This is a genomic window from Leifsonia sp. NPDC058194 (assembly GCF_042883605.1).
In the GTDB taxonomy this organism is placed as follows: Bacteria; Actinomycetota; Actinomycetes; order Actinomycetales; family Microbacteriaceae; genus Leifsonia.
Genome location: NZ_JBHVVL010000002.1, coordinates 36,731 through 60,793, shown reverse-complemented (window position 1 = coordinate 60,793; position 24,063 = coordinate 36,731). Strand labels below are relative to the sequence as shown.

Genomic DNA, 24,063 nt, shown 5'->3' with positions numbered 1-24,063 from the left:
CGCTATTCGCCGAGGTGGCGCCGGCTCGACATCGCCCGCTCGGCCTCGCGGTTGTCCTGACGCTCGCGGAGGGCCTGACGCTTGTCGTAGTCCTTCTTGCCCTTCGCGACGGCGATCTCGACCTTCGCACGGCCGTCGTTGAAGTAGATCTGCAGCGGGATGATCGTGTATCCGCCCTGCTTGACCTTGTTCTCGATCTTGACGATCTGGGCCTTGTGCAGGAGCAGCTTCCGCTTGCGGCGCGGAGCGTGGTTGTTCCACGTGCCGTCCGCGTACTCGGGGATGTGCACGGCGTCGAGCCAGGCCTCTCCGCGGTCGACGAAGGCGTAGCCGTCGACGAGGGACGCCCGTCCCATGCGCAACGACTTCACCTCGGTACCGGTGAGGACGAGACCGGCCTCGAAGGTGTCCTCGATGAGGTAGTCGTGGCGGGCGCGACGGTTGGTCGCGACGACCTTCTGTCCCTGTTCCCTGGGCACGGCTCACTCCTGACGTTCAGACGATGGTGCTGCCCGGCGCATCGCCGGGCAGCAGACCAGTCTATCGTGCGTCAGACCTTCAGGTAGCGCTTGATCGCGAAGTTGGCCGAGGCCGCCGCCAGAAGGACTCCGATGAGCACGATCAACGGGATCACCGGCCAGGCCTGCGACATCGAGACGAAGTTGATCGATTGGATGCTGTTCTGCAACGGACCGCGCACGAACAACTGCACGATCAGGACCAGGACGGTCCCGGCGAGCACCGCGCCGATGAGGGCGGCGAGCACCCCCTCGATGATGAACGGCGTCTGGATGAACCTGTTCGAAGCCCCGACGAGCCGCATGATCCCGATCTCCCGCCGTCGCGAGAACGCGGAGAGCCGGATGGTCGTGGCGATGAGGAGGACCGCCGCGACCAGCATCACCACCGCGACGACGAGCGCCGTGGCGCTGGCGGCGCCGAGGATGTTGAAGATCTGGTCGAGATAGCTGCGTTGATCGACGACGCTCTGGACCCCGGCCGAACCCGCCAGGGTCTCCGTGAGCACGGCCGACTGGTTCGGGTCCTTGAGGTTGACCCAGAACGTCTGCGGGATCATGTCCGGCGTGACGAAGTCGGCGATCTGGTTGCCCTTGAACTGCTGCTTGAACTCGTCGTACGCCTGCTGCTGGTTCTGGAAGTAGAACTTCTGGATGTACGGCGACAGCTCCGGCGACTCCAGCTGCTTCTTGACGGCCTCGACGGTCTGATCGGTCGCGGCTCCGCCCTGGCAGTTGTCCGCCTCCGTGCACATGTACACGGCGACCTGCGCGCGGTCGTACCAGTAGGTCTTCATCTGGGTGATCTGCACCTGGAGGAGGACGGCCGTGCCGACGAAGGTCAGCGAGATGAAGGTCACCAGGATGACGGAGATCACCATGGAGAGGTTGCGCCGCAGGCCGTTGCCGACCTCGGACCAGATCAGGCCGAATCTCATTTGGTCGGCCCCACATTCTGCTCGCCGTCGCGGTCGGTGTTCTCGCGCAGGCCTCGCAGGTCGAGGTTCGCGGTGAAGTTGAGGTGGTCCGGGAGCGCCTCGCCAGCGGGGGCGGGTGCGGGCTCGACCGGCGGGGTCGGCGCGACCGGCTGCTGTTGCACGGCCGGCTTCTGGTAAGCAGGCTGCTGGTACGCGGGCTGGTAGGCCGGCTGCTGATACGCCGGCTGCTGGGGCACGGACGGCTGCGGCCCCGTCGGCTGCGGCACGGAGACCGGGCCGGTCGGGTTGCCGACGGGCGCGTGCGGCCGGGCCATCGGCTCCGACGCGAACGGGGCCGCCGGGGGCGCTCCCACCGGGACGGCGGGGGCCGGAGCCGCGGCGACGACCTGCTCGCGCTGGATCGGCACCGCCGCGGTCACACCGTAGCCGCCGTGACGCTCGTCACGGACGATCTGTCCGCCGACGAGCTCGATCACGCGGCGCTTCATCTGGTCGACGATCGCCGCTTCGTGCGTCGCCATGAGCACAGTGGTGCCACCGGCGTTGATCCGCTCGAGCACGCCCATGATCCCGGCACTGGTCGCCGGGTCCAGGTTGCCGGTCGGTTCGTCTGCAAGCAGGATCTGCGGCTTGTTGACGACGGCGCGTGCGATCGCGACACGCTGCTGCTCACCGCCGGACAGCTCGTGCGGCAGGCGCTGCGCTTTGCCGTCGAGCCCGACCATCTTGAGCACGTCCGGGACGGCCTCCTGGATGAAGCCACGGGACTTGCCGATGACCTGCAGGGTGAAGGCGACGTTCTGGAAGACGTTCTTGTTGGGAAGGAGGCGGAAGTCCTGGAAGACGACACCGAGGTTGCGGCGGAAGTACGGCACCTTGCGGGAGGAGATCGAGCCGAGGTCCTGCCCCAGCACGTGGATGTTGCCCTTGGTGGGCTTCTCCTCTTTCAGGATGAGGCGCAGGCAGCTCGACTTGCCCGAGCCGGACGCGCCGACGAGGAAGACGAACTCACCACGCAGCACCTCGAGGTTGATGCCGTTCAGCGCCGGACGGGTCGTGCCCGAGTACTGCTTGGATACGTGTTCGAACCGGATCATGACGTGTAGAGACTATGCATCATCCGGGCTATCCGGCGTATCGGCCTGGGCGTGGCGCGAGCCTGACAGCGCGCCGTGCGCGCGGTCGATGCGCGGTCGATCAGGCCTGAGCCTCCGCTTTGGCTCCGGCGCGCCAGCGGATGCCTGCCGCGATGAAGCCGTCGAGGTCTCCGTCGAACACCGAACTGGGGTTGCCGGACTCGAATCCGGTGCGCAGATCCTTGACGAGCTGCTGGCCGTAGAGGAAGTAGGACCGCATCTGGTCGCCCCAGCTCGCGGTGATCGTGCCGGCGAGCTCCTTCTTCTTGGCCGCCTCCTCCTCCTTCTGGAGCAGGAGCAGACGGGTCTGGAGCACGCGCATCGCGGCCGCGCGGTTCTGGATCTGCGACTTCTCGTTCTGCATGGAGACGACGATGCCCGTCGGGAGGTGGGTGAGGCGGACCGCCGAGTCGGTCGTGTTGACCGACTGGCCGCCGGGGCCGGACGAGCGGAACACGTCGACCCGGATGTCGCCCTCGGGGATGTCGACCTGCACGGCCTCCTCCATGAGCGGGATGACCTCGACGGCGGCGAACGACGTCTGGCGCTTGTCCGCCGAGCCGAACGGGCTGATGCGCGCGAGGCGGTGCGTGCCCGCCTCCACGGACAGCGTGCCGAAGGCGTAGGGCACGTCGACTTCGAAGGTCGCGGACTTGATGCCCGCTCCCTCGGCGTAGGAGGTGTCCATCACCTTGACCGGGTACTTGTGGCGCTCGGCCCAGCGCAGGTACATGCGCAGCAGCATCTCGGCGAAGTCGGTGGCGTCGTCGCCGCCGGCGCCGGAACGGATGGTCACGATGGCGGCGCGCTCGTCGTACTCGCCGTTCAGGAGGGTCTGGACCTCGAGCGCACCGAGCGCCCTCTGCAGCGCCTCCAGCTCGGCGCGGGCTTCCGCGGCCGACTCCTCGTCGTCGCCCTCGTTGGCGAGCTCGACGAGCACCTCGAGGTCGTCGAGCCGCTGCTCGATCGCGGTGATGCGGCCGAGCTCCGACTGCCGGTGGCTGAGCGCGCTGGTCACCTTCTGCGCGTTCGCGGTGTCGTCCCAGAGATCGGGTGCACCTGCCTGCTCGCTCAGTGCGGCGATGTCGGCGCGGAGCTTGTCCGGGTTGACGACGGCGGTGATGTCGCTCAGGGTCGAGCGCAGCTCGCCGATCTGCGGGGTGAGGTCCAGTTCAATCATGTCGGCGTCCAGCCTACCGGCCGGTGGTCCGCGCGGGGGCGGCGCGAGGAAGTTGTACGGTGTTAACGATATGACTTCCGACGAGCGCCCCTTCAGTTTCCGCTCCGTCGCCCTCGCGGCCTTCCTGCCCACGCTCCTGTTCTCCATCGGAGAGGGGGCGATCATCCCGATCATCCCCATCGCGGCGGGCAACCTGGGCGCCTCGCTCGCGATGGCCGGCTTCATCGCCTCGATGGTGATGCTCGGCGAGCTCGCGGGCGACATCCCGAGCGGCTGGATCGTCTCGCGTTTCGGCGAGCGCCGGTCGATGATCGCCGCGGCCGCGGTCGCGATCGGCGGCATCGCGGTCTGCCTGCTCGCGCCGAACTACTGGGTGCTGATGGTCGGGATCTTCGTGGTGGGCCTGGCCACCGCCGTGTTCGCCCTCGCCCGCCACGCGTTCATGACCACCTACGTGCCGCAGCGCTACCGCGCGCGAGCCCTCTCGACCCTCGGCGGGATCTTCCGCTGCGGCTGGTTCGTGGGTCCGCTGATCGCGTCCGCGGTGATCGCCCTGACCGGTTCGACGCAGTCGGTCTTCTGGATCTTCGTCATCGGCTGCGTGGGCGCGGTCGTCGTGCTCATCGCCCTCCCCGACCCGGAGAAGATGTTCGGGCCGAGCACGCGCACCACCGATGCGGCCGGTGAGCGGGTGACCGCCGGCGAGGAGGAGGCCGAGGAGCGGACGCACGGCCTGTTCCGCACGATCTGGGCGTTCCGCGCCGTGCTGGTGCGCATGGGGTCCGGTGTCGCGCTCGTCAGCGCGGTGCGCTCCGCCCGCACCGTCCTGATGCCGCTCTGGGCGGTCTCGATCGGGCTCAGCGAGGCGAACACGGCTCTGATCATCGGCCTGGCGGGAGCAGTGGACTTCGCCCTCTTCTACGCGAGCGGCCAGATCATGGACCGGTTCGGGCGGATGTGGAGCGCCATCCCGTCGATGATCGGCCTCGGCGCCGGCTTCCTCGCGCTCTCGTTCACCCACGAGCTGGACGCACGGGTCGCCTGGTACATCGGCGTCTCGTTGTTCCTCTCCGTCGCGAACGGCATCGGCTCGGGGATCGTGATGACGCTCGGCGCGGACCTCGCGCCGCGGGAGACGCCTGCGGCCTTCCTCGGGGCCTGGCGGTTCTCGAGCGATGCCGGCCAGGCCGTGGCTCCACTCGTCGTCTCGCTCCTCACCGCCGTCGTCTCCATCTCGTTCGCCGGCGGGGTGATGGGCGTCCTCGGCCTCGTGGGGGCCGGGATGCTCGCCCGCTACATCCCGCGCTACGTGCCGCGGAAGCTCCGTCCCGCCTGACCGTCCGACGGCCCGCGGGAATAGGCTCGGGGCCGAGGCCGTTCGGCTTCATGCAAACGCATGAATGTGAGGACTGACATGGCGACCACGCTCGAACTCGGCATCGACACGTTCGGAGACGTCACCCGCGACGCCGACGGCGCACCCCTGACGCACGCGCAGGTGCTGCGCAACGTGGTCGAGGAGGGCGTGCTGGCCGACCAGGTCGGGCTCGACTTCATCGGCGTCGGCGAGCACCACCGTGAAGACTTCGCCGTCTCGGCACCGGAGGTCGTGCTCGCGGCGATCGCCGGCCGCACCGAGCACATCCACCTCGGATCCGCCGTCACCGTCCTGAGCTCCGACGACCCGGTGCGGGTGTTCCAGCGCTTCGCCACACTCGACGGCGTCTCGAACGGGCGCGCCGAGGTCATCCTCGGACGCGGCTCCTTCATCGAGTCGTTCCCCTTGTTCGGGCTCGACCTCGGACAGTACGAGGAGCTCTTCGACGAGAAGCTCGACCTGTTCGCCGAACTGCGCAAGCAGGAGCCGGTGACCTGGGAGGGCAGCCTCCGTCCCGCACTCACCGGCCAGTCGGTGTACCCGCACCTCGAGCAGGGGCAGCTGAAGACCTGGATCGGCGTCGGCGGCAGCCCCGAATCGGTGGTGCGCGCCGCGCACTACGGCCTTCCGCTGATGCTCGCGATCATCGGCGGTGGACCGATGCGCTTCCAGCCGCTCGCCGAGCTCTACCGCAAGGCGCTCGACCAGTTCGGACAGGACACCACTCTCCCGATCGGTGTGCACTCCCCGGGATTCATCGCTGCGACCGACGAGGAGGCCAAGGAGATCCTGTGGCCGCACTACGAGGCGATGACGAACCGCATCGGCCGCGAGCGCGGCTGGCCGCCGGCCTCCCGCGCCCGCTTCGAGCACGAGGCCGGCGAGGACGGCGCCCTCGTCGTCGGCTCGCCCGAGACCGTCGCGAAGAAGATCGCCTACACGGCCCGCGGGCTCGGGATCGAGCGCTTCGACCTCAAGATAAGCAACGGGACGCTCGGCCACGACCACCTGATGCGCGCCATCGAGCTCTATGGCACCGAGGTCGCCCCGCGCGTGCATGAGCTATTGTCGTAGCCGCGCCCAGCGCGCGCCGCGGGAGTGGTGAAACTGGCAGACACGCAGGATTTAGGTTCCTGTGCTTCACGGCGTGAGGGTTCGAGTCCCTTCTCCCGCACATCAGACCATCGCACCGGCAAAGCAGCCGCACAGTAAGACCACAGGATGATCTTCGCCCGCGCGTGACGAATTCGCACGGTTCGTGCAGCTTCCGGACACTAAACTCGGCTCCACACCCCGAACCCCGTCTGGAGCGTCTTGATCCATCACGCCGGCCTCATCCCGTGGCTCGACCCGAACACCATCATCACGGCCGCAGGGCCGTGGGCGCTCGTCGTCGTGTGCGGCATCATCTTCGCCGAGACCGGGCTCCTGATCGGATTCCTGCTGCCGGGCGACACGCTGCTCGTCATCTCGGGCCTGCTGACCCACACCTCCCTCGTCTTCGGCGTCGACATCTGGTGGGTGTGCCTGGCGATCGCCTTCGCCGCGTTCCTCGGCGGGGAGGTCGGCTATCTGATCGGCCACAAAGCCGGCCCGCGTGTGTTCGAGCGCCGGGAGAGCGGTCTCTTCAGCATGGAGAACGTGCGCCGCACCAACGCGTTCTTCGACCGCTTCGGCGCGCTCGCGATCATCCTGGCGCGCTTCGTCCCGATCGTGCGCACCTTCGCCCCGGTCGCTGCCGGCGTCGGCCACATGAACTACAAGAAGTACTCGCTCTACAACGCCATCGGCGCGCTGATCTGGGGTGCGGGCCTCACCCTCTTCGGCTTCCTCATCGGCTACATCCCGCCGGTCGCGCACTTCGTGTCGAGCTACATCGACATCATCCTCATCGGGGCCGTAGTCATCACGCTCATCCCGACGCTCTTCCACTACTTCCAGTCGCTGCGCAAGGCCAAGAAGAAGCGACTCGCCGAAGCCGACGAAGCGGCCGCGCACCCCGCACCGACCCCGGAGGTCTGACGCCGCTCCCCCGGCGACCGCCTAGCGGTGGAACTCGTCCTCGTGCTCGGCGTGCTCCGAGGGCTCCAGCTGGAACGTCGAGTGCTCGACGTCGAAGTGCTCGGCCAGGCAGCCGGACAGCTCGTCGAGCAGGGCGCCGGTCCCGCCGGAACGGAACACCTCCTGCTCGACTACCACGTGCGCCGTGAAGACGGGCGCGCCCGACGTGATCGCCCACACGTGGACATCGTGCACGGCGACCACGCCCTTCGCCCGCAGGATGTGGTCCCGGATCTGCGCCACGTCGGTGTCCGCCGGCGCAGCCTCGCTGAGCACATGCACGACATCGCGCAGCAGCAGATAGGCGCGCGGCACGATGAACGCCGCGATCAGGAGGGACGCGATGGCGTCGGCCGGGCCGAAGCCGGTGGTCATGATCACGATCGCGGCGACGATGACCGTGATCGAGCCGACGAGGTCGCCGAAGACCTCGAGGTACGCCCCGCGCATGTTGATCGAATGTCCGGCCGCGGGCCGCAGGAGCAGGAGCGCCACGAGGTTGGCGACCAGCCCGATCGCGGCGACGACGAGCATCGGCCCGCTCTGCACCTCCGACTCGCCGCCCACGAGGCGCCCGATCGCGCCGATCGTGACACCGACGGCGACGACCAGCAGGATGAGCCCGTTGATGAGCGCGCCGAACACCTCGGCGCGCCGGTAGCCGAACGTCTGCCGGTCGGTCGCCGGGCGGGCGGCGATGATGGTCGCCACGAGCGCCACGATGAGGCCGGTCAGGTCGCTCAGCATGTGACCCGCGTCCGCGAGGAGCGCGAGCGAACCGCTCAGCCAGGCGCCGACGATCTCCACGACCAGCACCGCCGATACGATGCCGATCGCGATCAGGAGGCGGTTGCGGTTGGCGGAATGCCCGTGGTCGTGACTCATCGCTTCTACGGTAGACACCGAGGACGCCGCGGCGCCAGCGTTCCCGCTAGTTAGGAATGAGTGCCGTTCTCACCTGGCGTGTCAGCGCTCGGCGAGCGCGCGCAGAGCGGGGACGATCGCGGCGAAGGCTCGCGCACGATGGCTCTCCCGGTTCTTCACGTCGGGTCCCAGCTCGGCCGCCGTGGCGTCGTACCCCTCCGGCACGAACACCGGGTCGTACCCGTGTCCATGACCGCCCCGCGCGTGCCGCGCGATGCTTCCCGGCCAGACGCCCTCGACCAGGGTCGGCTCCGCGCCGGGCACGACGAGCGCCAGCGTCGCGGTGAAGTGCGCGGACCGCGAGCCCTCCGGCATATCCGACAGCTGATCGAGCAGGAGCTGCAGGTTCGCCTCGGCATCCCCGTGGTGCCCGGCCCAGCGCGCCGAGAAGATCCCCGGCGAACCGCCCATCACATCGACACAGATCCCGGAGTCGTCCGCGAGCGCGGGCAGCCCGGTGTGGTCGGCCGCCGCGCGCGCCTTGATCAGGGCGTTCTCGGCGAACGTCGAGCCGTCCTCCACGGGTTCGGGACCGTCGTAGCGCACGATCTCGAGGCCGGGCACGGCGTCGCCGAGGATCTGCTGGAACTCCAGCGCCTTGTGGCTGTTGTGGGTGGCCAGGACGACGCGGACCATCCCGGTCAGGCCTCTGCGCCGATCGCGGCGGTCTGCACACCCGCGAGCTCGGTCGTGCCGAGGAGCGCGAGGTCGAGCAGCGAGTTGAGCTCGCTCCGGTCGAACGGCGCGCCCTCGGCGGTCCCCTGCACCTCGACGAACAGGCCGCGGCCGGTGACGACGACGTTCATGTCGGTCTCGGCACGCACGTCCTCGACGTACGCGAGGTCGAGCATCGGCGTGCCGTCGATGATGCCGACGGAGACCGCGGAGACCGAGTCGATGAGCGGAGTCGCCTTCTGGCCGATGAAGCGGTGCTCGCGACCCCACTCGAGGGCGTCGGCGAGGGCCACATACGCGCCCGTGATCGCGGCCGTGCGCGTCCCGCCGTCGGCCTGGAGCACATCGCAGTCGAGCACGATGGTGTTCTCGCCGAGGGCCTTCATGTCGACGACCGCGCGGAGGCTGCGGCCGATCAGCCGGCTGATCTCGTGCGTGCGGCCGCCGATCCGTCCCTTGACCGCCTCGCGGTCCATGCGGTCGTTCGTCGACCGCGGGAGCATCGCGTACTCTGCGGTGACCCAGCCCCGGCCCTTGCCCGACATCCAGCGGGGCACCCCGTTGGTGAAGGACGCCGTGCAGAGCACCCGCGTCTCACCGAAGGAGATCAGGGCCGATCCTTCCGCCTGCTTGCTCCAGCCGCGCTCGATGGTGACCGGGCGGAGCTGGTCGGCGGTGCGCCCGTCAGCGCGGATGATGTCGGTCACGTGGTTCTCCTCGTGTGGTGGGTGGGTCAGAGCGGAAGGTCGATCACGCCGGTCTGCACCAGGTCGACCCGGGAGACCTCCGGACCGATGAAGCGGTGCGCGAGGCGCAGGAAGTTGTCGGCGTCGAGACCCGTGGCCTCGTAGTGAACGGTCGGCGGCTCCGCCGAGCGCCGTTCGAGCCCGCCGCCGACGAGCGTGCGGTAGACGTCCTTCGCGGTCTCGGTGTCGCTGGAGACGAGGGAGACGCCCTCCCCCATCACGTACGAGATCGCGCCCTTCAGGAACGGGTAGTGCGTGCATCCGAGGACGAGGGTGTCCACATCCGCACGACGGAGCGGCTCGAGGTACTCGGCGGTCACCTGCAGCACCTCGGCACCGCTGGTGATCCCCGCCTCGACGAACTCGACGAACCGCGGGCACGCCTGCGTGAACAGCTCCAGCGTCGGCGCCGCGGCGAAGGCGTCCTCATAGGCGCGCGAGGCGATCGTGCCGGCCGTGCCGATGACGCCCACCCTGCCCGTGCGGGTGGCGGCGACCGCCCGGCGCACGGCGGGCTGGATGACCTCGATCACCGGAACGGAATAGCGCTCGCGTGCGTCGCGCAGCATGGCGGAGGAGGCGGTGTTGCACGCGATCACGAGCATCTTGACGCCCTGCTCGACCAGGAGGTCGAGCACCTCGAGCGAGTACCGGCGCACGTCGGCGATCGGCTTCGGGCCGTACGGGGAGTGGGCGGTGTCCCCGACGTAGAGGATCGACTCGTTGGGGAGCTGATCGCGGATGGCGCGCGCCACGGTGAGCCCGCCGACTCCCGAGTCGAAGATCCCAATCGGCGCATCCGTCACAGCCATCCAGCCTACCCCGCCGCCCGCGACGGCACGCCGGTAGGCTGACAGCGTGACCGAGTCATCCGCGCTCCTGACCGACCGCTACGAGCTCACCATGATCGACGCCGCCCTGCGCAAGGGCACGCACGACCGCGAGTGCGTGTTCGAGGCCTTCACCCGCCGGCTCCCCGCGGGGCGACGGTACGGCGTGCTCGCCGGCACCGGGCGGCTGCTCGAACTCCTGGAAGGCTTCCGGTTCCGCGACGAGGAGCTGGAGTATCTGCGCCACAACGCCGTGGTGCGCTCCGAGACGCTCGACTGGCTCGCCGGGTACCGCTTCTCCGGCACCATCCACGGCTATCGCGAAGGCGAGGTGTTCTTCCCCGGATCCCCCTTCCTGATCGTCGACGCACCGTTCGCGGAGGGTGTGATCCTCGAGACCCTCATCCTCAGCGTCTTCAACTACGACTCGGCCGTCGCGTCCGCCGCCGCTCGCATGGTCTCCGCGGCAGGCGGGCGACCCGTCGCCGAGATGGGGTCCCGGCGCGCCAATGAACGCAGCGCCGTCGCCGCGGCCCGGGCCGCGTACATTGCGGGCTTCGGCGCCACCTCCAACCTCGAGGCCGGCCGCACCTGGGGCGTCCCGACGATGGGGACCGCCGCACACGCGTTCACCTTGCTGCACGACAGCGAGGAGGACGCCTTCCGTGCGCAGGTGGACGCCCTCGGTCCCGGCACGACGCTGCTCGTCGACACCTACGACGTGGATCGGGCGATCGAGACGGCCGTCGCAGTCGCCGGTCCCGAGCTCGGCGCCGTGCGGCTCGACTCGGGCGACCTCCCCAAACTCGTCCGCCGCGTGCGCGACAAGCTCGACGCCCTGGGCGCAACCAGGACCCGCATCACCGTCACGAACGATCTCGACGAGTTCACCATCGCCGCCCTGGCGGCCTCCCCCGTGGACTCGTACGGTGTGGGGACCTCGGTCGTCACGGGCTCCGGCTCCCCCGCCTCGGGCATGGTCTACAAGCTCGTCGCCCACCGCACCGTCGACGGGACCGGCGAGTGGATCCCGGTCGCCAAGAAGTCGGACGGCAAGGCGAGCGTCGGCGGGCGCAAGCACCCGATCCGCCGACTCGACGAACGCGGTGTCGCGATCGCCGAAGTCGTGCACATCGTCGAGAGCGGCGATCGCCCCGACGACACCGGCCGCGATCTGCTGGTCCCGCTGGTCACCGCCGGTGAAGTCCACCGGGAGCACCTGGGCGCCGAAGGCACGCGCCGGGCGCGCGAGCACCGGGAGCTCGCCATGAAGGAGCTGCCTGAGCAGGCGTTCCGCGTGGGCCGCGGCGACCCGGTGCTTCCGACGATCTTCGAATGAGCGGGCCGGCCCGTCGCGGACTACTGCCCCGGAGGACCACTGCCCGTACGACTACTCGTCGCGCAGCTTCGCGTAGATCTCTTTGCAGGTGGGGCAGACGGGGAACTTCTCCGGGTCGCGGCCCGGAGTCCACATCTTGCCGCACAGCGCCTTCACCGGCTTGCCGGTGATCGCCGACTCGAGGATCTGCTCCTTCTTCACATAGTGCGAGAAGCGTTCGTGGTCGCCCGGCTCGACGTTCTGGAGGAGCTCCTCCAGTTCGCGATCCAGGGTCGTCGCACCGCCACCGGTGGGCAGGCCGCCAGGTTCGGAGATGCTCGCCTCGTTCATCCCTCCAGTGTAGACGCGCCTGCTCACCCGTTGCGCGTGGCGAAGGCCATCAGCTCCGGGCCGCGGCGATCGAAGAGACGGGCACCCGCCCAGAGGCCTCCGAACAGGGAGGCGAAGCCGATGACCACGGCCACGACCGGGGCGATGCCCAGCCAGAACGGATTGATGGTCAGACCGAGCACCAGGAAGACGATCGCCGGCGAGGCGAGGACGAGGATGGCGAAGAAGCTCAACGACTGCACGAGCGCCGCGGAGGCCCCGGAGGTCTGCGGCTGCGTGAAGGCGCTGTCCCCCGGCTTGGTTGCCGGATACGGGAAGAGCACGGACGAGATCGATGAGAGACCGAGTCCGATCACCAGGATCGCACCGCTGAGCGCGGCCACCGTCGGCAGGATCGCCCAGTCGCCGTACGCGATCGTCGTCGCGATCGAGCCGACGGCGATCACCGGGATTCCGACCACGATGGGCGGGAACATGCGCCCCACCCGATCGGCGATGCCGCGGGTGCCCGAGACCACGTGCAACCAGATGGCCGTGCCGTCGAAGGCGATGTCGTTGTGGACGCTCCAGCCGAGGAACAAGCAGACGAGCGGCAAGGGGACGAGGGAGACGTAGTGCGCCGGCAGCCCGGCGAGCAGGAGCGCGACGAGGACGAACACCGGGATCACCGGGATCATGACGAGCGAGACCCAGTAGCGCGGGTCCCTCCCCCAGTACGTCATCGACCGGGCGGCGATGGCGGCGGTCGGGCCGCCGTGCAGACGACCGAACCAGCCCGTGCCGTGATACGACTTCGCGCGCGACTGTCGAGGAGGACTCACCAGCACGGTCCGGACCAGGACATCCCACACCAGCCACAGCAGCCCGACGGTCGCCGCGGCGATCAGCAGCTGAAGCAGGGCGGTTCCCCAGTCGCCTGCGGCAGCCGCACCCGGAGCGCCCCACACGGCGCCGAGGGGGGTCCAGGCCAGCCAGGCGGCGGTCCGCGAAACGGTGGCGAGACCGTCACGGCCCCAATCGACCGTCACGAGCAGCAGGATGGCGGGCGCCAGCAGCACCAGGAGCAGGGCGGCGATGACGCCGCCGGCCTCCCGTGAGCGGCGGGTCGCGAGGAGGAACGAGGCCAGCGCCGTCGAGACACGCGAGGCGAGCACGCACGTGAGCACCACGAGGACGGCGCACACGACGGCGATCACCGTCGTGGCAGGGTCGCGCGACCACGTCACCACGGTCGCGGCGCTGCACACGATGAGCACGAACGAGGGGATGCCGATCAGGCCGGCGAGGAGCAGCCCGGTCGACAGCACGCGGTTCGGGATGCCGAACAGGGCGAACTTGCGCGGGTCGAGCGAGTCGTCCACCCCGAACATCAGCGGCAGGAGGAGGAAGCCGACCACCACGATCGCGCCGAGCACGACGAGGACATCGCTGACCGCGCCCACGTCGGGCACGAGCCGGGCCGCGATCAGTGCCGAGACCGCGAGCACCGTGATGACGCCCCCGTAGACGATCCCGAGCACGAGCCCGAACACCTGCCAGGGGCTGCGCCGGAAGGCGTTGGCCATCAGCCGGAGCTTCAGTCCGAGAAACTGTGCAACCACTCCATGCCCTCCGCTGCCTTGCGCCCGCCCGCGAGGTCGACGAACCGTTCCTCGAGCGTCTGCTCGCCGCGGACCTCGTCGATGGTGCCGGCGGCGAGGACCTTGCCGCGCACGATGATGGCGACGCTGTCGCACACGCGCTGGATCATGTCCATGCCATGGCTGGAGAGCACCACCGTGCCGCCTGCCGCGGTGTAGCGCTGGAGGATGTCGACGACGTTCGCGGCGGAGACGGGATCGACCGACTCGAACGGCTCGTCGAGGACGAGGAGGCGCGGCGAGTGGATCATCGCGGCCGCCAGAGCGATCTTCTTGGTCATCCCGGCCGAATAGTCGGTGACGAGACGATCGAGCGCGTCCTCGATCCCGAAGGCCTTGGCCAGATCGCCGGAGCGTGCCCGCACCGTCTTGGCGCTCAGCCCGCGCAGGGTTCCCGCGTACTGCAGGAACTGCGCGCCGGTCAGGCGGTCGAACAGCCGGAGGCGGTCGGGGAGGACCCCGATGACATGTTTGGCGCGAACGGGCTCGGCCCAGGCGTCCACCCCGTGGACGACGACGGATCCGGCATCCGGGCGCAGCAGGCCCGTGACCATCGAGAGCGTCGTGGTCTTGCCCGCGCCGTTGGGGCCGACGATGCCGTAGAAGGAGCCCTCTCGCACGTCGAGGCTGACGTCGTCGACGGCGACCGTGTCGCCGAAGCGCTTGCGGAGTCCGGTGACCGTCAGCACAGCGGGCCGGGGATCCGGCACGACGGCCGCCGGGGGAACAGGCGCCGGCTCCTCCGCGACCTTCGCCGCGGTTCGCGGCTTCGCCGGCGCGGTCCGCTTGCGGGGCGCGCGCGTACTGGTGCCCGCCGCCGCCGCGGCCGTCTTCGCGGGCGTGCGCCTCGGCGCCGCCCGCGGCTTCGCCGGGGCGTCCGCCCCGTCGGTCGTGCTCTCGGTCATGCTCTCCCCCGTGCTCCCTGCATCCCCCGTGGCGGTCGCGCCCTCGACGGAGACGGCCGCGCCCTCGGAGGGCTCGGCGTCGTCCTGTTGCGCGCGCTCGAAACTCACCCCGCTAACGTACCAAGACGCTCGCTCTTGGGGACCCCTCCGAACGATTCCGGCGCGGCGGCGCACCTCCGAAACCCCTGTGAGGAACATAACGACCCCACAACGAGATCCGTCAACCCCTGCCCCCGGAAAGGGGTCGCCGGTATTCTGGTCGAGGCATGAAGGGGTGTCGATACGCGTAAGCGCAGATGAACCCTGGGTGAACCCATCCCAGTCCCGGCGAACGGCTATGGAGCCGCACCGCCCGTCCGCGCGGATCCCAAGGAGATGATTGTGACGACCCAGGTAGTGATCCTCGCGGCCGGGATGGGCAGCCGCCTCGGCCGCAGCCTTCCGAAGCCGCTGACCGAGCTGAACGACGGCCGCACGATCATGCAGCAGCAGTTCGACAACATCCACGCCGCGTTCGGCACGGATGTGAAGGTCACGATCGTCGTCGGGTACAAGCTCGAGCACATCATCGAGGCGTTTCCGGACGCCGAGTTCGTCTACAACGAGCAGTACGACCAGACGAACACGTCCAAAAGCCTCATGCGCGCACTCCAGGCCTCCGGCCCCGGCGGAGTCCTCTGGATGAACGGCGACGTCGTCTTCGACCCGGCCGTCCTCGTCCGCGGCGCCGCGATGGTGAACCGCGACCAGACCTTCGTGACCGTCAACACCTCGTCGGTGGCCGACGAGGAGGTCAAGTACACGACCGGCCCCGAGGGGTACATCCACGAGCTCTCGAAGACCGTCAAGGGCGGTCTCGGCGAGGCGGTCGGGATCAACTACGTCTCCAGCTCCGACAAGGCCGCCCTGCTGCGCCAGCTGCAGCGGGTCGCCGACCAGGACTACTTCGAGCGCGGCATCGAGCTCGCCATCGTGCAGGACCGCCTCCTGGCCGAGCCGGTCGACATCTCCGATCTCTACGCCGTCGAGGTCGACTTCCAGGAGGACCTGGAGCGCGCGAATCTTTTCGTGTAGTCGTCGCCGCGTGAACGCCTCACGCAGCTTCGATCAATACGATGTGTACTCGTGACCAGTTCTTCCCTTGAGGTGCGCCCTGCGCAGCGGACGCCGTTCGCGCGCTACCGGCACTCCCTCTGGCTGCTGACCAAACGCGATCTGCGCGTCCGCTACTCCACCAGCGCCCTCGGTTACGTGTGGTCGATCCTCGACCCCCTCGTGATGAGCGGGATCTACTGGTTCGTCTTCACGGTGATCTTCCATCGCGGAGTCGGCGAGGACCCGTACATCGTCTTCCTGCTGGCCGCGCTCCTCCCTTGGATGTGGTTCAACGGAGCCGTGTCGGACAGCACGCGAGCGTTCCTGCGTGAGGCGAAGCTGATCCGTTCGACGATGATCCCCCGGTCGATCTGGGTCAATCGGATCGTCGCATCGAAGGGAATCGAGTTCCTCCTCTCGCTGCCCGTCCTCGCGGTGTTCGCGATCGCGACCGGCGCCAAGGTGAACTTCGACATCCTGCTGTTCCCGCTGGCCGTGCTCATCCAGACCGTTCTCACCGTCGGCATCGGACTGCTCATCGCTCCCCTCGTCGTCCTCTTCCGCGACCTCGAGCGGGTGGTGAAGCTCGCGCTGCGCTTCCTCTTCTACGCATCGCCGATCATCTACAGCGCCCGCGACCTCCCCGGGGGCTGCGGAGGCGCGACCGTGGCGGCGAAGCACTGCGCCGCCTATGTCGCGGCGAATCCAGGGGCGCAGGCCGACACCCTCTTCTCCCTGCATTTCTGGTCGGCGTTCAACCCCCTCACCGGTATCTTCAGCCTGTACCGCGCCACGTTCTTCGCCCAGGAGCTCGACTGGTTCCTGGTCGGGGTCAGCGCCGGGATGTCGGTGCTGTTCCTCCTCGTGGGCTGGCTGGTGTTCAAGCGCTTCGAGCGCGACGTGCTGAAGGAGATCTGAGTGGCCGCCGTCATCGATGTCAGCGGACTCGGGGTGCGCTTCCGCCGCAACCGCGGCGCACGCCGCTCGTTCAAGGACCTCTTCGCGTCCCGTCAGCGCCGCACACGGCCCGACGACTTCTGGCCCTTGCGCAACGTCAGCTTCCGGGTGGAGGCCGGCGAGGCCATCGGCGTCGTGGGCCGCAACGGCCAAGGCAAATCGACCCTCCTCAAGCTCGTCGCGGGCGTTCTGCTCCCCGATGAGGGGACGGTGCGGGTGCACGAGGGCGTCGCCCCCCTGATCGAGATCACCGGCGGGTTCGTCGACGACCTCACCGTCAGGGACAACGTCTACCTCACCGCCGGACTCCACGGCATGACGCGCGCACAGATCGACGCGCGATTCGGCGAGATCATCGATTTCGCCGAGATCGGCGATTTCGTCGACACACCGTACAAGCATCTCTCCAGCGGCATGAAGGTGCGCATCGCGTTCTCCGTCATCTCGCAGCTCGAGGAGCCCGTCCTCCTCGTCGACGAGGTGCTTGCCGTCGGCGATCGCGGATTCCGGGAGAAGTGCTACCGCCGGATCGACGAGCTCCTCGCGGGAGGCAGGACACTCTTCTTCGTGTCCCACAACGAGAAGGATCTTCGACGCTTCTGCGCACGGGGACTGTACCTGGACAAGGGTCAGCTCATGCTGGACGGCCCGATCGAAGACGTTCTCGACCTGTACAACCAGGACTACGGCAGCTGATCGAAAGCCTGATCAGGGCAGGTTTTCACGGAGGCACGAAACCCTCCACAGAAAAGATTCCGCCGGGTTGTCCCCCGATCAGGCTTAACTGCCCGATTTGAGGCCAGGAGCGTCGGACGGGGTGGCTAACGTCGGCGGCATGAGACACCTACGAATCCTTCGCAGCCCCCGTCCCGCTCCCCGACTCCGCCGGATCGCCTACCCGGTCCCCTGGTACGTCGACCGGAGTGCGGCGCCTCACTATCGCCTCGTGAACACGAGCCGCGAGGTGCTCCGGGGCGTCAGCATCAGCGTCGCCGGAAGCTCCCGGCTGCGCGTCAGCGCACCCGCATCCGTCCACCCCGGCGAGTCGGTCCGCGCGAGTGTGACCGGGCGCGATCCGGCTCGGGACACACTCCTCGTCGTCCGGTGGTTCCCGCCGGACGGACGGGAGTACCTCTGGCAGATCGCGTTCTGATCACCCCGTGCGGTGCGGGATCCCGCGTACGGCGCCCGCACCGCACGGACTCCGCCGCTCAGTCCCGCGCGCGCTCGCGAGCCCCGATGAAGTCGGCTGCCGTGAGCACGGTCGACTCATCCGGGAAGTGCTCCGCGGTGATCCCGTCGGTGAGCGCCGAGAGATCCTGACCGAGCACACTGGCGATCCGGAGCACGGTGAGGAAGCTCGGGTTCGCCGTGCCGCGTTCGACCTTGCCGAAGTTGGTGACGTGCATCTGGGCGAGCTCGGCCACAGCCTCCTGGCTGAGCCCGAGCTCCAGACGAGCGCTGCGGACGCGGTCTCCGAACATGCGAGCGGCTGGTGAGAGTGGTTCGATCATCCATCTATTACTAGTGACGCCGGTCGGGCCGAACCAGAGCGGAAGAGCCTCCCCCGCTCCAGCCTCAGGATGCAAGTACATGAAACACAAGTATTGGCAAGGGGTGAGGGCACGGGCGGATCGACGCCTACACTCGATACGGATGGCCAAGAAACAGCAACCATACGTCTCGATGACGGGCGGTCCTCCGCGCGGCGGAGACACTCCCCGACTCGTCGATGCCACCCTCGACCGCTTCCTCGGCATCCAGCGCCCTGCGGTCATCGCGCACCTCCGAGGACTCCGCCGTCGCCATCCCGACGCGTCGGGCCCCGAGCTCGCGGCCATCCTCGAACGGCGTTATCTCGCGGCGGTCACCACCGGAGGAGCGGCCGTCGGCGCGACCGCCGTCATCCCGGCGATCGGAACGGGTATCACCCTCGCGCTCTCGGGCGTCGAGACAGCCGCGTTCCTGGAGGCGACAGCACTGTACGCGCAGTCGCTCAGCGAACTGCACGGGATCGCCGTCGACGACCCCCGACGGGCGCGCGCGCTCGTCCTCACCATGATGCTCGGCAAGGAAGGTTCGGATCTGGTGCGCCAGCTCGCCGGGCAGGTCGGCGGAGCGAGCGTCACGCGGACGGCCTACTGGGGCGAACTCGTGACGTCGACGCTGCCGTCGATGGTGGTCGGCCCCCTCGTCGACCGTCTGAAGAGCGTCTTCCTGCGCCAGTTCGCCGTCCGCGGCGGGGCCGGGATCATCGCCAGAGCCATCCCGTTCGGCGTCGGCGCGGTGATCGGCGGCGCGGGCAACAACATCCTCGGGCGCCGGGTCGTCCAGAACTCCCGGCTCGCGTTCGGACCCGCTCCTCTCGTCGTCCCCGACGTCCTGCTGCCGTCCGACGGCCCCGGTGTCGCCCTCCGGCTCGGGCGGGCGACCGGAGCGCGCGTCGTACGCGTCGGCTCCGTCGTCCGCGGCGCACTCCCCCGACGGCGCGCACGGGCTGCGATCACGCCGCCGCGCGAGCTCGAGAACAGCGTCGATCCGAAGGAGCAGGAGCCCACCGGCACGAATGACCCGGAGCCGCCCGCGGTCGGCGCACGCTAGACGATGGGCGGCCGGCCCGCGACCGTCATGCGCCACACGGTGCGCCACCGGATGGGTCTGCGCTCACCCGGGTCGGTTCGCCACCCTTCGGCCCAGCCCGAGAACCAGGCACGGAGCACCGCCGGCTTGCGGAACCAGCGCAGAAGCTGGATGCCGGTCCAGGAGCCGACGTACAGCGGAACGAGCACCGCGGGAAGGTTCCTCCGCGCCAGCCACACCCGGTTGCGGGCGTTGAGCCGGTAGTAGTAGGCGTGTCGGGTGGGCGACACCGACGGGTGCTCGGCGAGGAGGTCGCCGGCGTACCAGACGCGACGGTCCTGATCCCACACCTTCCAGGCGAGGTCGATGCCCTCGTGAGCGTAGAAGAAGGGGTCCGCCCAGCCTCCGGCACGCTCGAAGACCGCGCGTGGCAGCACGATCGCCGCCTCGAGCACGGAGAAGACGTTGCTCGAGTCGGTGGGGTCGCCTTTGCGGATGCGCGGGATCCAGCGGCGGGGGGATTCCCCTCCTTGCGGATCGGCGAGCCGCGGCTGCAGCATGCCGATCGACGGGTCGGACGTGATGGTCGCGATCGCGTCAGCCAGGAACGTCGAGGACGGGATGCTCGCATCGTCGTCGAGGAAGAACAGCCAGTCCCCAGCGACCAGCGGCACCCCCCGGTTCCGGCCCGCTGGGATTCCGATGTTCTCGGGAAGAGCGAGGCCCGCGATCCCGTCGGGAAGGGGCGGATCGGATGCGGCCGGATCCCACCCGTTGCCGACGACCACGATGTCCGTCCGGACGCCCTGCTGCGCCAGGACGGATTCGAGTCCGTGCCGGAGCTCGACGGGACGGGTGCCCTGGGTGAGCACCACGACGCCGACCGTGGGCGGTTCAGCCACGGACCCGCCGCGAGGACATGATCGCCACGAAGTGCCCGATGACCGCGAGAAGAGCGAGGGGCACGAGGGCGGAGAGCAGGATCCGGTCGGCGAGCACGGGTCCGATGAACAGGCCGACGATCGAGAAGACGAAGATCAGGATGGTCAGCTCGACCGAATGGTAGAGCCGGTGGAACGGGAGGAAGCGGGCCGCCCGGCGCAGGCGCGCGACCAGCCCGTTGGTCGGCGCATAGGCGGCCTGGGTGTCCGCGAGCTTGGGGAGCCCCGCGTTCGCACGCGCGACGCGGACCATGTCGTTCAGCGCCTTGTTGAGCACGATGAACAGTGCGAGCAACGTGCCCAGGTTCGTCCAGAGGAGGTCCTGGGGCGCCTCGAACGGGAAGCCTGCGGCCCGCACGCCGAGGGCGATGGCGATCAGGGTCTCCGTCGTGTAGTGGCCCACGTTGTCGAGGAAGATCCCCGCCGGGGACGACGTCCTGCGCCAGCGCGCGACCTCTCCGTCGCAGCAGTCGACGAGCATCTGCAGCTGGCCGAGGACGAGTGCGAGCGCCGCTCCACCGATGCCGGGGATCAGCAGGCTCGCGGCGGTGGCCCATCCCGTCAGGATCATCAGGCCGGTCACGCCGTTGGCCGAGATCGACGTCTTGAGCAGGATCCAGGTGAGGTAGGGCGACAGGTTGCGCAGGTACAGCGACGCCGTCCAGTGCTCGGCGTTGCGTCGGCCGCGGACCTCGGGCGGCTGTGCCACCGCCTTCAACTCGGCGATCGAGGCCGGCCGCGTGGTCCGCGCCCCGCTTCCCTGTGCTGACATGCCTACCTTCCCGTGTGGGCCGTGATGTTGCGCGTGAGGGAGAGGTATCCGAGGACGAACCCGATCCCCCAGCAGAAGTGGATGCACGGCAAGACTACGAGAAACCAGAGGAACGAGCGAAAACCGTCACGTCGGCCCCAGAGGAGCGCCGAGACGGTCACGATCAGGATGTAGAAGACCGGGGCGGCGAACCCCCAGAGCAGCCAGGGCGTGGCTCCGAGCAGATCCTGGACGAGGCCGGCGATCCCGAGCAGGATGCCGAGTGCGACGCCGAGGACCATGACGGGCGGTGCGAAGTACCGCACACCGTTGGAGGCCGGGTACCGTCGGGCGAGCTCGCCCCGCCAGATGCCGGTCGAGAAGAACTGGCGTCCGAGGCGGTACAGGTTGGGACGTGGCCGATACGTGACCGTCAGCCGCGGCGTGAACCAGACCGTTCCTCCGGCGCCACGGATGCGCCGGTTGAGCTCCCAGTCCTGCCCGCGCTTGATCTCCTCGTCGAACAGGCCGACCTCCAGCAGACGATCGCGCCGGAAGACGCCGAGGTAGACCGTCTCGGCCGGGCCGGCCGCTCCCCCGACGTGCAGTTTCGTACCGCCGAGGCCGACACGGCTGCCGTAGGCGCGGGCGACGGCGCGCTCGAAGTCCGTGGTGCCCTGGGCGTCCATGAGGCCGCCGACGTTGTCGGCGCCCGTCTCCAGGATGGTCTCGACCGCGATGCGCGTGTAGTCGGCAGGGAGCACGCTGTGCGCGTCGACTCGGACAACGATCGGGAACTGCGACTCTCGGATCGCGAGGTTCAGACCGGCGGGCGTCGAGCCGACGACGTTCTCGACGACGCGGATCCGCGGGTCGACGGCGGCGAGTTCGGCGACGAGCTCGGTGGTGCCGTCGATGCTCGGGCCCAGCGCGATCGTGACCTCGATCGGTCCGGCGTAGTCCTGCTCGAGCAGGCTGTCGACGGCGGCGCGCACGTGCGTCGCCTCGTTGAGCACGGGCATCACGTACGAGACACCGGGAAGGGTGTTCGGGGTGTCGTCCGGCATGTGTTCCATTCGTGATTCGGGTCCGCACGAGCCTAGCAGCCGGGGCCTGAAGGGCTCCGGGACGCGACGGAAGGCCGCCCCGTGCGAACACGGGACGGCCTTCCGTCTGCGGGGCGGATCAGTCGGTCGCGAGCGAGCCGAGCGTCACAGTGGCGGTCTTCGTCTGACCGTCGCGGGTGTAGGTCAGTTCGGCGGAGGCGCCGGCCGCGAGAGCCCGCACCTGGGCGGTGAGGTCGGTGGCGTCGGTGATCGGCACTCCGTTGAAGTTGACCACCACGTCACCGGCCTTCAGACCGGCGTTCGCGGCGGCGCCGCCCGAGGTGACGTCCTTGATCAGGGCGCCGACGGTGGTCGCCTTGCTGTCCGAGCTGGCGTCGGCGACGGATGCGCCGAGGAGGCCGTGGGAGGCCGTGCCGCTCTTGATCAGCTCGTCGGAGACGCGCTTGGCCAGGTTGGCCGGGATCGCGAAGCCGACGCCGATGCTGCCGGACTGGCCGCTGGAGCCGCTGCTGCTGCCGCTGGCACTGGCGATGGCGACGTTGACGCCGATCAGCTCGCCCTTGCTGTTGAGCAGAGCGCCGCCCGAGTTGCCGGGGTTGATCGAGGCGTCGGTCTGGATGACCGGAAGCGAGATCGTGCCCTGCGTCGTGGTCTGCTGCTGCTGCGAGCCGCTGCCGCCCTGCCCCGGGAAGTCGAAGTTGAACGGGTTCTGCGAGCTGCCGTCACCGCTCGACGAGCCGTCGCTGGACTTCGGCGCAGCCGAGGAGGCGATGCTGATGCTGCGGTTGAGGGCACTCACGATGCCGTCGGTGACCGTGCCGGAGAGTCCGAGCGGGGCACCGATCGCGACCGCCGTGTCGCCGACGTTGAGCTTGCTCGAGTCTGCGAACGTCATCGGGGTCATCCCGGACGCGCCGTCGAGCTTGATCACCGCGAGGTCGGTCGTCGGGTCGGTGCCGACGATCTTCGCCGAGTAGATCTTGCCGTCGTTGTCCGTGACGCTGATGGAGACGTCGGAGGCGGCGCCGTCGAGCGTGACGACGTGGGTGTTCGTCAGGATGTAGCCGTCAGAGGTGAGGACGATGCCGGACCCGGTGCCGCCCTCGCTGGAGGCCGTCACCGAGATGGTGACGACGCTCGGCGACGCCTTGGCGGCGACCGCCGTGACCGTCGTCGCGTTGTTGGCGTCGTTCACGGTGATGTTCTGCGGGCCGGAGACCGTCTTGATCGTCGCGCTGTTGGAGTTGGCGGCGGAGTAGATGCCGACGCCTGCCCCGGCGCCGGCGAGGCCGCCGACGAGCGCGCCGATCGCGAGGGTCGCGATGATCAGGCCCGTGTTGCGCTTTTTCGCGGGGCGGTCGGCGGCGGGCGCACCGGGAGCTCCGGGCGCAGGCGTGCCGGGGGCCGCGGCGTAGGCGTGCTGGTGGGGGTGCGGCGCGTAGGGGCCGGCGGGAGCGGCGCCCGCGTAGGCGGGCTGGCCGAAGGAGCCGTTGCCGTAGTCGGGCTGCTGCGCGGTCGGCTGCGGCACGGTCGGCTGCTGCGCCGTCGGCTGCTGCGCCGGGTGGGAGCCGTACGGCTGCTGCGGCGCGAGGGGCTGGGTGGGCTGCGTCTGCTGAGCGGACGGGGCCGCCGGGGCTGCCTGCTCGGCCGCGGGAGCGGTCCATCCGGCGGGCGCTGCAGGCGCCGGGGCGGCCGGGGCTGCGGCCGCCGGCGCGGCGGGCTGCTCGACGACGAGCGGCGTCGGAGTCTCGACGACCGGAGCGGCCGGGGCGGCCGGAGTGGCCGGCACGTCTGCGGCCGGGGTCTGGGCTGCCGGGACGGTGGGCGCGGCCTCGGCCTGAGGGGCGTCCGCGTTCACGGCGTCGGTGGAGGCGGTGGTGCCAGCATCCACGACCGCGTCGGTGTCGGCGTCGTGCTGGGCCTTCGCGGGCTCCGGGGTGATCGGGGTGTCGGTCATGGTGTTGCTCCTTCCAAGCAGGAACAGCTTGGGACGCGAACCTGGGTGTTCTATTTGCGCCCCCTGTGGGCTGCCTTCCGCCTGTCGATGACTCTCCTTAACGTACTCGACGGGT

25 protein-coding genes and 1 tRNA gene are annotated in these 24,063 nt (G+C 69.3%); 10 read left to right on the top strand and 16 right to left on the bottom strand.

Features of this window, described 5'->3' with window-relative positions; genetic code table 11:
* Positions 1 to 2: 2 nt before the first annotated feature.
* The 4 genes from smpB to prfB all read right to left on the bottom strand — a co-directional run bounded on the left by smpB (position 3) and on the right by prfB (position 3,772).
* Complete coding sequence (smpB, locus tag ACFVU2_RS07035; RefSeq protein WP_387872497.1) at positions 3 to 479, bottom strand: SsrA-binding protein SmpB; 477 nt, start codon at positions 477 to 479, stop codon at positions 3 to 5.
* A gap of 71 nt (positions 480 to 550) precedes the next feature.
* Positions 551 to 1,456 (bottom strand): permease-like cell division protein FtsX, encoded by a 906-nt coding sequence (gene ftsX / locus ACFVU2_RS07030; RefSeq protein WP_387872495.1) that lies wholly within the window; start codon positions 1,454 to 1,456, stop codon positions 551 to 553.
* Positions 1,453 to 2,553 carry a cell division ATP-binding protein FtsE gene (ftsE, locus tag ACFVU2_RS07025; RefSeq protein ID WP_387872493.1) on the bottom strand — a complete coding sequence of 367 codons (1,101 nt, stop codon included), beginning with the start codon at positions 2,551 to 2,553 and terminating at the stop codon, positions 1,453 to 1,455. The genes ftsX and ftsE overlap by 4 nt, the downstream gene beginning before the upstream one ends.
* A gap of 100 nt (positions 2,554 to 2,653) precedes the next feature.
* Positions 2,654 to 3,772, bottom strand: coding sequence for a peptide chain release factor 2 (gene prfB / locus ACFVU2_RS07020; RefSeq protein WP_387872491.1), 1,119 nt, complete (start codon positions 3,770 to 3,772; stop codon positions 2,654 to 2,656).
* A gap of 70 nt (positions 3,773 to 3,842) precedes the next feature.
* On the opposite strand from prfB, the gene ACFVU2_RS07015 reads away from it, so the two are divergent.
* The 4 genes from ACFVU2_RS07015 (at position 3,843) to ACFVU2_RS07000 (ending at position 7,172) form a co-directional block, all read left to right on the top strand.
* Entirely contained in the window at positions 3,843 to 5,108 is a 1,266-nt protein-coding gene (locus ACFVU2_RS07015; RefSeq protein ID WP_387872489.1) for an MFS transporter, read from the top strand.
* A gap of 78 nt (positions 5,109 to 5,186) precedes the next feature.
* Positions 5,187 to 6,224, top strand: a complete 1,038-nt coding sequence (locus tag ACFVU2_RS07010) for an LLM class flavin-dependent oxidoreductase (RefSeq protein WP_387872487.1) — start codon at positions 5,187 to 5,189, stop codon at positions 6,222 to 6,224.
* Between the two features lie 18 nt (positions 6,225 to 6,242).
* Positions 6,243 to 6,324 (top strand) — tRNA-Leu (locus tag ACFVU2_RS07005).
* A 140-nt stretch (positions 6,325 to 6,464) separates the two neighbouring features.
* Complete coding sequence (locus ACFVU2_RS07000; RefSeq protein WP_387872485.1) at positions 6,465 to 7,172, top strand: DedA family protein; 708 nt, start codon at positions 6,465 to 6,467, stop codon at positions 7,170 to 7,172.
* Between the two features lie 21 nt (positions 7,173 to 7,193).
* Here ACFVU2_RS07000 and ACFVU2_RS06995 read toward each other — a convergent pair whose 3' ends face one another.
* The 4 genes from ACFVU2_RS06995 to murI all read right to left on the bottom strand — a co-directional run bounded on the left by ACFVU2_RS06995 (position 7,194) and on the right by murI (position 10,362).
* Positions 7,194 to 8,096, bottom strand: coding sequence for a cation diffusion facilitator family transporter (locus tag ACFVU2_RS06995; RefSeq protein ID WP_387872483.1), 903 nt, complete (start codon positions 8,094 to 8,096; stop codon positions 7,194 to 7,196).
* An 81-nt stretch (positions 8,097 to 8,177) separates the two neighbouring features.
* Positions 8,178 to 8,771 (bottom strand): RdgB/HAM1 family non-canonical purine NTP pyrophosphatase, encoded by a 594-nt coding sequence (gene rdgB / locus ACFVU2_RS06990; protein ID WP_387872482.1) that lies wholly within the window; start codon positions 8,769 to 8,771, stop codon positions 8,178 to 8,180.
* A 5-nt stretch (positions 8,772 to 8,776) separates the two neighbouring features.
* Positions 8,777 to 9,517, bottom strand: a complete 741-nt coding sequence (gene rph, locus ACFVU2_RS06985) for a ribonuclease PH (protein ID WP_387872480.1) — start codon at positions 9,515 to 9,517, stop codon at positions 8,777 to 8,779.
* 26 nt (positions 9,518 to 9,543) lie between these two features.
* Positions 9,544 to 10,362, bottom strand: a complete 819-nt coding sequence (gene murI / locus ACFVU2_RS06980; protein WP_387874353.1) for a glutamate racemase — start codon at positions 10,360 to 10,362, stop codon at positions 9,544 to 9,546.
* A 52-nt stretch (positions 10,363 to 10,414) separates the two neighbouring features.
* Here murI and ACFVU2_RS06975 point away from each other — a divergent pair, with 52 nt between their 5' ends.
* The gene (locus tag ACFVU2_RS06975) at positions 10,415 to 11,725 is read left to right on the top strand and encodes a nicotinate phosphoribosyltransferase (RefSeq protein ID WP_387872478.1); all 1,311 of its coding nucleotides are present in this window, start codon (positions 10,415 to 10,417) and stop codon (positions 11,723 to 11,725) included.
* Between the two features lie 51 nt (positions 11,726 to 11,776).
* Here ACFVU2_RS06975 and ACFVU2_RS06970 read toward each other — a convergent pair whose 3' ends face one another.
* Genes ACFVU2_RS06970 through ACFVU2_RS06960 form a run of 3 tightly spaced genes read right to left on the bottom strand, consistent with a single transcriptional unit; the run spans position 11,777 to position 14,600 of the window.
* Positions 11,777 to 12,055 (bottom strand): DUF3039 domain-containing protein, encoded by a 279-nt coding sequence (locus ACFVU2_RS06970; protein ID WP_387872476.1) that lies wholly within the window; start codon positions 12,053 to 12,055, stop codon positions 11,777 to 11,779.
* A 23-nt stretch (positions 12,056 to 12,078) separates the two neighbouring features.
* A complete protein-coding gene (locus tag ACFVU2_RS06965; protein ID WP_387872474.1) occupies positions 12,079 to 13,656 on the bottom strand; it encodes a hypothetical protein in 1,578 nt (525 codons plus the stop codon).
* Positions 13,632 to 14,600, bottom strand: a complete 969-nt coding sequence (locus tag ACFVU2_RS06960) for an ABC transporter ATP-binding protein (protein ID WP_387874351.1) — start codon at positions 14,598 to 14,600, stop codon at positions 13,632 to 13,634. Before ACFVU2_RS06960 ends, ACFVU2_RS06965 begins: the two co-directional genes overlap by 25 nt.
* Before the next feature lie 381 nt (positions 14,601 to 14,981).
* Here ACFVU2_RS06960 and ACFVU2_RS06955 point away from each other — a divergent pair, with 381 nt between their 5' ends.
* The 4 genes from ACFVU2_RS06955 to ACFVU2_RS06940 all read left to right on the top strand — a co-directional run bounded on the left by ACFVU2_RS06955 (position 14,982) and on the right by ACFVU2_RS06940 (position 17,805).
* A complete protein-coding gene (locus tag ACFVU2_RS06955; RefSeq protein WP_387872472.1) occupies positions 14,982 to 15,674 on the top strand; it encodes an NTP transferase domain-containing protein in 693 nt (230 codons plus the stop codon).
* A gap of 51 nt (positions 15,675 to 15,725) precedes the next feature.
* The gene (locus ACFVU2_RS06950; RefSeq protein ID WP_387872471.1) at positions 15,726 to 16,613 is read left to right on the top strand and encodes an ABC transporter permease; all 888 of its coding nucleotides are present in this window, start codon (positions 15,726 to 15,728) and stop codon (positions 16,611 to 16,613) included.
* Complete coding sequence (locus ACFVU2_RS06945; protein ID WP_387872469.1) at positions 16,614 to 17,348, top strand: ABC transporter ATP-binding protein; 735 nt, start codon at positions 16,614 to 16,616, stop codon at positions 17,346 to 17,348.
* Positions 17,349 to 17,598: 250 nt separating this feature from the next.
* Positions 17,599 to 17,805, top strand: a complete 207-nt coding sequence (locus ACFVU2_RS06940; RefSeq protein ID WP_387872467.1) for a hypothetical protein — start codon at positions 17,599 to 17,601, stop codon at positions 17,803 to 17,805.
* Positions 17,806 to 17,863: 58 nt separating this feature from the next.
* On the opposite strand, the gene ACFVU2_RS06935 is transcribed toward ACFVU2_RS06940, so the two are convergent.
* Positions 17,864 to 18,166 (bottom strand): helix-turn-helix domain-containing protein, encoded by a 303-nt coding sequence (locus tag ACFVU2_RS06935; protein ID WP_387872466.1) that lies wholly within the window; start codon positions 18,164 to 18,166, stop codon positions 17,864 to 17,866.
* Positions 18,167 to 18,308: 142 nt separating this feature from the next.
* Here ACFVU2_RS06935 and ACFVU2_RS06930 point away from each other — a divergent pair, with 142 nt between their 5' ends.
* On the top strand, positions 18,309 to 19,253 hold the full coding sequence (locus ACFVU2_RS06930) for a hypothetical protein (protein ID WP_387872464.1): 945 nt from the start codon (positions 18,309 to 18,311) through the stop codon (positions 19,251 to 19,253).
* Here the strand turns inward: ACFVU2_RS06930 and ACFVU2_RS06925 are convergent.
* The 4 genes from ACFVU2_RS06925 to ACFVU2_RS06910 all read right to left on the bottom strand — a co-directional run bounded on the left by ACFVU2_RS06925 (position 19,250) and on the right by ACFVU2_RS06910 (position 23,948).
* A complete protein-coding gene (locus tag ACFVU2_RS06925) occupies positions 19,250 to 20,134 on the bottom strand; it encodes a glycosyltransferase family 2 protein (RefSeq protein WP_387872463.1) in 885 nt (294 codons plus the stop codon). The genes ACFVU2_RS06930 and ACFVU2_RS06925 overlap by 4 nt on opposite strands.
* Positions 20,127 to 20,945, bottom strand: a complete 819-nt coding sequence (locus tag ACFVU2_RS06920) for a CDP-alcohol phosphatidyltransferase family protein (protein ID WP_387872461.1) — start codon at positions 20,943 to 20,945, stop codon at positions 20,127 to 20,129. Before ACFVU2_RS06920 ends, ACFVU2_RS06925 begins: the two co-directional genes overlap by 8 nt.
* 2 nt (positions 20,946 to 20,947) lie before the next feature.
* A complete protein-coding gene (locus ACFVU2_RS06915) occupies positions 20,948 to 21,991 on the bottom strand; it encodes a glycosyltransferase family 2 protein (RefSeq protein ID WP_387872459.1) in 1,044 nt (347 codons plus the stop codon).
* Between the two features lie 118 nt (positions 21,992 to 22,109).
* Positions 22,110 to 23,948: a trypsin-like peptidase domain-containing protein gene (locus tag ACFVU2_RS06910; protein ID WP_387872457.1), complete on the bottom strand. Its 1,839-nt coding sequence runs from the start codon at positions 23,946 to 23,948 to the stop codon at positions 22,110 to 22,112.
* Positions 23,949 to 24,063 lie beyond the last annotated feature (115 nt).